Origin of the sequence: Nostoc sp. (genome assembly GCF_036917975.1) — a bacterium.
Taxonomy (GTDB): Bacteria; Cyanobacteriota; Cyanobacteriia; order Cyanobacteriales; family Nostocaceae; genus Nostoc.
Genome location: NZ_JBALEJ010000046.1, coordinates 1 through 6,539 on the forward strand (window position 1 = coordinate 1; position 6,539 = coordinate 6,539).

A 6,539-nucleotide genomic window follows, 5' to 3' on the forward strand; every position below is an offset into this window, starting at 1 on the left:
TATCTACAGTTCAAAATTTGGCTTTGATTTTTATTTTCCCAGAGTGACAAAACAGGGTTAAGCGGAACAAATCTAAAAGACGCTACGCACAGTCGCTCTAAGCGGATCTATGCCGCAGGCTTTACGCTACGCTATCGCTTTTTCTAAAATCCAAAATTGATTGACTCTTTGGATTGATTAATGAGGTGATCGCACAAAGCACAGTGCTGAAGGCAACCGCCGAGCATATTCCCCTTTTCCCCTACGCTAACTCGGTAAGCAGCAAAGCGATGGAAGAGCGTCTTTTGCCTTCCCCAAAAATATTGATGGCATTCTATTGCAGATATTTCTTCAATTGGGCAGCAGCTTGAACAAACAGAGAACGGGTTTCTGGCAACTCTGCTAAACCATTCAGTAGTCCGAAGTCATGAATCATGCCGTTGTACTGTACAGTTGTCACCTCGACCCCAGCTTCATCGAGCTTGCGTCCATAGGCTGTGCCTTCGTCATGCAAAATATCGCTCTCTGCAACCACAATTAATGCCGGAGGCAAGCCTTTGAGTTGCTCAACCGTCGCCTGTAAGGGAGAAGCATAGATGTCTTTGCGCTTTTCTGGGTCAGCGATGTACATGTCATACATCCACTTCATCGTTGGTACAGTCAGAAAACGCTGATCGCCAAATTGGTGATAAGAATTCGTTTCAAAATCAGCATCTACAATGGGCCACATCATGATTTGCAGCTTGATGTGTGGCCCTCCTTTTTCTTTCGCCTTCAAAGCAGTGACAGTTGTCATGTTGCCGCCGACACTGTTGCCAACGACTGCCAAATTCTTGCCATCCACGCCAATCTCCTCGCCATGCTCGGCAACCCATTTGGTCGCAGCATAAATCTCATTGATTGCCTGTGGGTACTGAGCATCTGGCGTGCGAGTGTAGTTGACAAAGACACCTGCAAACCCTGAAAGCACGACGAGATCGCGAACCATGCGCTTGTGTGTTGGGTAATCACCTAGCACCCAACCACCACCATGAATAAAGATGAAAACAGGCAATATGCCTTGAACACCTGCTGGTCGCACGATATTGAGCGTGATTGGATAACCGTCAGCAGTAATTGTCTTCTCAGACTCGTCAATGCCTGAAAGATCCACTTCAACGGCAGCCTGTGCATCCACGAGTACTTGACGCGCTTCGAGTGGATTTAACTTCTCTAAACCCACACCTCCTGAATTTAGCAATTTCAAAAATGCCTTCACTCCTGTAGAAAGACGCGGATCTTCTGCAACTTCCAGAATTTTTACTGCTTGCGAGTTTGCTTGAGCAACCATGACATTCTCCTTTAATAAATTGTAGACAATCTGTTGAGATGGCACTGTTAAGTTAATTGATTTAACACTGTTGTTTGAAGAGCAGTAATTGTAAAATCACAATCACTTTTTACTGACATCGTTTAAGAGCCAAAACTATTTGTTACTGGTGGGAATGGCACTAATAAAAGATACAGCCCTTGCTCTGACTGGTTCCCAGCCTGAAGGCTGGGAAACCATTCTGGGAGGCTCCGCCTCCAGTAGCTTGACAAGAGGCAGAGCCTCTTTGAATACATTCCCAGCCTGGAGGCTGGGAACGAGGTGACACAAGCCTTTGGGCTTTTCTTAGTGCCATTCGTTACTGGTGGTTAGCTTGGTGTTCTCTACAACGTGAGTGGTCAGAAAGCGGTAAATATGGTCAGCGATCGCATCTCCTTCTTCTTCCAGGGCAAAATGTCCAGTATCAAGTAAATGCAACTCCACGTCTTTCAGGTCGCGCTTGTAGGGATGAGCGCCTTCTGGGGGGAAAATGTAGTCATTCTTACCCCAAACAATCAGGGTTGGTGGCTGATATTTGCGGAAATACTCCTGCCATTGCGGGTATAACGGTGGATTCGTGCCATAGCTATACAGCAGCGCCAGCTGAATCTCATCGTTTCCTGGGCGATCGAGGAACAGTTGATCCATATTCCAGGTATCAGGGCTGATTGCTTCGAGATTGCGAACACCGTTGGTATATTGCCATTTCGTTGCTTCCAAGTTGACAAGGTGTTTAAGCTTGTCAGCATTCTCAGGCGATCGCTCTTGCCAGTAAGCCTTAATTGGTTCCCAAAATTCACGCAGACCTTCTTCGTAAGCATTCCCGTTTTGGACAATCAGCGCTTCCACTCGCTCTGGATATTTAGCTGCAATTCGATAGCCAATGGGAGCGCCATAATCCATCACGTAAAGGCTATAGCGTTTGAGATCGATCGCGGTAATAAATTTCTCCACGATCTGGGCTAGGCGATCAAAGGTGTAATCAAACTCATTCACGGTTGGCATTGAACTGTTGCCGTAACCTGGATAATCGGGTGCAACCAGATGGAAGCGATCGCTAAGGGCAGATATCAGATTGCGGAACATGTGAGATGAGTCGGGAAGCCGTGCAATAGCAGAATTGTCGGATTATTACGAGAACCAGTTTCTCGATAAAAGATATCTAAACCATCGATCGAAACTGTGCGAAATGCGGTCATGACTTTATTCTCTGTAAGGTTATAGTGCGATCGCTGGGGCAGTAGTAAAACCTAAACCTACTAACATCCCTACATTTAATAATTTTCGGCGTGTAAATAAGTTATTCTTCATCAATCACTGCTCACGTTTGGTCTGCACGATCCTGGTTCTGAAATGAGGTTTGCAGATGGGCTTCTAAAAACCACAACCGCTTGTCTATCGCCCGTGAAATCTCAACAAAGAGATCATTGGTATCCGTGTCACCCAAATTATTTGTTTTTTCAATGTTTTTACGGAGGGATTTGGCGTAAATTGCCAAGCGATCGCCAAGTGCAATGACATGATCTGTGCCATCAACTGCATCGAAGGGATACTCAGGCAGTTCTGATTCTTTGGCCGCAATCCGGGCGGTTCCCAGTGCTTTTCCCCCCAATGTTGCGATGCGTTCGGCAATCAAATCAATAAATTCTTCAACTTCGGAAGCAATTTCATCAAACAGTAGATGGAGTTGGTAAAAATATTTACCTTTGACATTCCAGTGAGCATATTTGATCTGGCTCTTCAAGTCGATCACAGTTGCCAAGCTTTGATTCAGTAAGGTATTTACTTGCGATCGGATTTCTACGGGAATATCAATTCGCGTTGAGTAAACGAACGATTTAGTGTCATTTTTCTTAGTTGTTGCAGTCATAAGTCCTACTCCCAATATGTTGTTTTGTCATAAGTAAACGTTCGCAAGCGCATTCAAACTTGTGCCATACCACCATCGACGAACAATTCGATGCCATTGACAAAGCTGCTGTCATTCGAGGCAAGAAAAACAACCGCTTTAGCGATTTCGTCCGGTGTGCCTACCCGCCCAAGGGGGATAGTGTCAACCTGGCTAGCCACAAAGCCCTGCACCTGTTCCTCACTTAATCCCAAAAGATTGTAGCCAGGAGTCGGAACCACACCGGGGCTGATGGCATTGACGCGAATCTTGCGCTCTTTGAGGTCGAGTGTCCAGTTACGGGCAAAGGAGCGCACAGCAGCTTTGGTTGCGCTGTAAACGCTGAACGCTGGAGTGCCTTGAATGGAAGTGGTCGAAGCATTGAGGACGATGGATGAACCCTCTGGCATCAACGGCAGTGCTTTTTGTACAGTGAAGAGTAAACCCTTGACATTGGTATTAAAGGTCTTATCGAAATGCTCCTCGGTAATCGAGCCGAGTGGGGCAAGTCCGCCGCCTCCAGCGTTAGCGAAGAGGATATCGAGGTGTGCTTTCTCCTGCTTAATCGTCGTGTAAAGACGATCGATATCTGCGAGATTCGATGCATCAGCCTGAACAGCAGTGACGTTTTCTCCAATCTTCTTCACCGCAGCATCAAGTTCGTTTTGACGACGACCAGTGATAAAGACGTAAGCCCCCTCTTGTACAAACCGTTGGGCTGTAGCGAGTCCGATTCCACTGCTACCACCTGTGACTAATGCGATTTTACCTGTAAGTTTACCCGCCATAAAATTTCTCTGTTTGTGTGAATTTTGTATTGATGTTTGCCTTCAATGCACTAGACAATTACGCAATCTGTCTTGTTCTATGAGAAACTATAAAAATCGCTGAATGATATTGCTTATTTACTGCGATCGCCTGTCGCAGGCAATGGTAGTAATTTCCCTCGCAGTAACAGCCGTACTGTTCCCAAAGCAATACTGCCAATCACGATATTTGCGCCAACGAATAACAGTATTGCCATCTTTTCCATCACTCCAGTCATGCCACGTTCAACTAAGCGCAGGGATGACAGCGACAGAGCGGCAACGCCGAGGGTGAATGCCCAGTAGGAGGCTGTAAATGGTTGTTGAAATAACCACGGTAGCAGCCGCAGTAGAACCAACGCCTGTAAAAGTCCATAGCCGAAGAGGATTTGGGCGAAAGTATCAGGCTGACCACTGGTGATACTCAAATAAGCAACACAGCCAACGACAGGGGGTGCTAGTTGAATGCCCAGCGTTGGACGCAGTGGTTTAGGCAGTTCTTCAAACAAGTACAGCCGATTGATGATGATGGACTCCAGTGCTAGCCACGAAAACATCCCCGCCCCAAAAAATAACGCGCCCCACTCTCGATAACCAAAGGTACTGGCAACGATCGCGCTGACAAAACCACCCGCGACTGTAGGCAGATAAAGAATGGGTGTGATTGTTTCTGGCTTATGCCCTCCCATCCATAGCTGACCGGAACGATACACGCCAAAGCTCAACTGACCAATTGCACCTACAACGAATAATACAACAGCGATCGCACGGGAGTAGGGCGCGATCGCTAGCCCCACAAGCACCGTAGATACAGGCACCAACCCAATAAAGCAACACAAAACAGGATGCTCAAACTCAGCTAGGGCATCTGTTCTCGCCCACAGCCATTTGCTGACATAGAGCAGCAACAACACGAGCCAGATTACAACTGTAAGCAGCATAATTGCTTCGCCAATCCAGGCAGGGAGATGCCAGAGTTTAGCAGCTACTCGCCAGCAACTACCCAATCCTGCTAAACCCAGAATCATGCTGAAAAAGGAAGCAGGAATCGTGATGCGATAGTCTTTCAATACGGCAGGCTTTAGACGTGATTTTCTCATGGTCTAGCTTCCTGGCAACAATAGAGAGATGCAACTCTACGATTCGTCCCCAGAGTGAGTACTTATCGGAGTGCGCGCCAAAATCACCTCATGCTGAGGGTAAGGCTCCGGGCGGCCCCAGAATTTCGTCGCCGATCTCGGTGGAAATGCGATCAAACAGCTCCATGTCCGATGCTTCTGTCTCATCCTCTGTACCAACTGCTGCGACTAGCCGAGCAAAGCCACTCGGCGCAGCAACCACCAACCCGCGAGCTGGCTGATCGCTGAGTGCGGCGACTACATGGGGTGTGCCAGCAGGAATCAGGAAGCTTTCACCAGCATTCAGCACAACCTTGTTTTCACCTGCCCAGACCGTGAACTCCCCTTCTAGAACGTAGAGTTGTTCGGAATAGCGCGTGTGGCGATGGGGGGGTGTTTGTGTGCCGGGAGCGAAGTAGCCTTCGATCAGATCGTACTGACCTCCGGTCGTGGTGTGATCGGCAACGATGTTGAGACGAGTGCCAAAAAGCCAGAGAGATTGCACCATTAGATTGCTCCTATTGATTAATTGCTTGCGTAATCAGCTGTAATTTTGGTTGTGTGGTTAAGAATCAGGAAACTTAATGACTTGCAGTGATAATAGCTGCCATCAACTGCTCAATTTTCCAGCGATGCCTGGGTTGGGCTACGCCTACGCTATAGGGAATTCCATTAATAAATACTGCTGGGGCAGCCGTTACTCCACTGTGTAATCCACTTTCAATATCTTCATTGACCGCATCAATGTACACTTTTTTAGATATATCTTGCAAAAATTGGCAAATATCAAGTCCTAGATTATTGGCATACTTCACCAGATAGCCGTTTCCCAACTCTTGTTGATGGCTGAACAGCATTTCATGCATTGGCCAAAATTGACCTTGGACAGCAGCAACTTCAGCTGCACGTTGAGCATGAGAATGAATTACTGATACCTCCGACGGTTGTATGTTCAGCACCAGCGTTGAGCATACAACTCTCTTTCTACTTTATTTGTGTCAAGCAAACTTAGATATTGCAACTAAACTGCTCTCAATGTTTGCTTAAATTAAATATATGCAATTAACTCTAACTTGTCGTCCACTCAGAGTTGAAACTTTTAGACAATACAATGATTGATGAATCAATCCATATATCAGTGGAAGTTTCGCTCCAACTAAGGTTTGAATCTAAATTCAAACTTTAGTTGGATGCCTAAGCCAAAATGTAGGTTGGGTAGAAGGTCGTGAAACCCAAAAAATACCAATTTTTTGGCAGTTGCGTTGAGGAACGTAGACCCGAACGCGAACAGCGTCTCCTAGAGAAACCTGAGTTCGATGTAAGAAAATAAGCTATAAATAGCTGCTCATAATAGTTAAAGGTTTTTTTTAGGCTTGAGTGATTGTCAATAATTTTAAGCT

Annotated in this window: 9 protein-coding genes; 1 reads left to right on the plus strand and 8 read right to left on the minus strand. The window is 46.4% G+C overall.

What is annotated here, in order from left to right; translation table 11 throughout:
* Nucleotides 1–313: 313 nt before the first annotated feature.
* On the minus strand, nucleotides 314–1,354 hold the full coding sequence (locus V7K76_RS19655; RefSeq protein ID WP_334951977.1) for an alpha/beta hydrolase: 1,041 nt from the start codon (nucleotides 1,352–1,354) through the stop codon (nucleotides 314–316).
* Between the two features lie 109 nt (nucleotides 1,355–1,463).
* Between V7K76_RS19655 and V7K76_RS19660 the strand changes: the two genes are divergently transcribed.
* Complete coding sequence (locus V7K76_RS19660) at nucleotides 1,464–1,613, plus strand: hypothetical protein (protein WP_335029962.1); 150 nt, start codon at nucleotides 1,464–1,466, stop codon at nucleotides 1,611–1,613.
* A gap of 20 nt (nucleotides 1,614–1,633) precedes the next feature.
* Here V7K76_RS19660 and V7K76_RS19665 read toward each other — a convergent pair whose 3' ends face one another.
* From V7K76_RS19665 to V7K76_RS19695, 7 genes are all read right to left on the minus strand, one after another.
* Nucleotides 1,634–2,413, minus strand: a complete 780-nt coding sequence (locus tag V7K76_RS19665) for an alpha/beta fold hydrolase (RefSeq protein ID WP_334951981.1) — start codon at nucleotides 2,411–2,413, stop codon at nucleotides 1,634–1,636.
* A complete protein-coding gene (locus V7K76_RS19670; RefSeq protein ID WP_334951983.1) occupies nucleotides 2,398–2,526 on the minus strand; it encodes an alpha/beta fold hydrolase in 129 nt (42 codons plus the stop codon). The genes V7K76_RS19665 and V7K76_RS19670 overlap by 16 nt, the downstream gene beginning before the upstream one ends.
* 122 nt (nucleotides 2,527–2,648) lie before the next feature.
* A complete protein-coding gene (dps, locus tag V7K76_RS19675) occupies nucleotides 2,649–3,197 on the minus strand; it encodes a DNA starvation/stationary phase protection protein Dps (RefSeq protein WP_334951985.1) in 549 nt (182 codons plus the stop codon).
* A 53-nt stretch (nucleotides 3,198–3,250) separates the two neighbouring features.
* On the minus strand, nucleotides 3,251–4,003 hold the full coding sequence (locus V7K76_RS19680; RefSeq protein WP_334951987.1) for an SDR family oxidoreductase: 753 nt from the start codon (nucleotides 4,001–4,003) through the stop codon (nucleotides 3,251–3,253).
* 113 nt (nucleotides 4,004–4,116) lie between these two features.
* Nucleotides 4,117–5,121, minus strand: a complete 1,005-nt coding sequence (gene tehA, locus V7K76_RS19685; protein ID WP_334951989.1) for a dicarboxylate transporter/tellurite-resistance protein TehA — start codon at nucleotides 5,119–5,121, stop codon at nucleotides 4,117–4,119.
* A gap of 88 nt (nucleotides 5,122–5,209) precedes the next feature.
* Nucleotides 5,210–5,647, minus strand: coding sequence for a cupin domain-containing protein (locus V7K76_RS19690; protein ID WP_334951991.1), 438 nt, complete (start codon nucleotides 5,645–5,647; stop codon nucleotides 5,210–5,212).
* Nucleotides 5,648–5,720: 73 nt separating this feature from the next.
* Nucleotides 5,721–6,101 carry a DsbA family protein gene (locus V7K76_RS19695; protein WP_334951996.1) on the minus strand — a complete coding sequence of 127 codons (381 nt, stop codon included), beginning with the start codon at nucleotides 6,099–6,101 and terminating at the stop codon, nucleotides 5,721–5,723.
* Nucleotides 6,102–6,539 lie beyond the last annotated feature (438 nt).

Bases quoted from the DNA above. Each gene is read 5' to 3' on its own strand.
- V7K76_RS19660 (WP_335029962.1), top strand. From the start codon at position 1,464: ATGGCACTAATAAAAGATACAGCCCTTGCTCTGACTGGTTCCCAGCCT.
- V7K76_RS19665 (WP_334951981.1), bottom strand. From the start codon at position 2,413: ATGTTCCGCAATCTGATATCTGCCCTTAGCGATCGCTTCCATCTGGTT.
- V7K76_RS19670 (WP_334951983.1), bottom strand. From the start codon at position 2,526: ATGACCGCATTTCGCACAGTTTCGATCGATGGTTTAGATATCTTTTAT.
- dps (WP_334951985.1), bottom strand. From the start codon at position 3,197: ATGACTGCAACAACTAAGAAAAATGACACTAAATCGTTCGTTTACTCA.
- V7K76_RS19680 (WP_334951987.1), bottom strand. From the start codon at position 4,003: ATGGCGGGTAAACTTACAGGTAAAATCGCATTAGTCACAGGTGGTAGC.
- tehA (WP_334951989.1), bottom strand. From the start codon at position 5,121: ATGAGAAAATCACGTCTAAAGCCTGCCGTATTGAAAGACTATCGCATC.
- V7K76_RS19690 (WP_334951991.1), bottom strand. From the start codon at position 5,647: ATGGTGCAATCTCTCTGGCTTTTTGGCACTCGTCTCAACATCGTTGCC.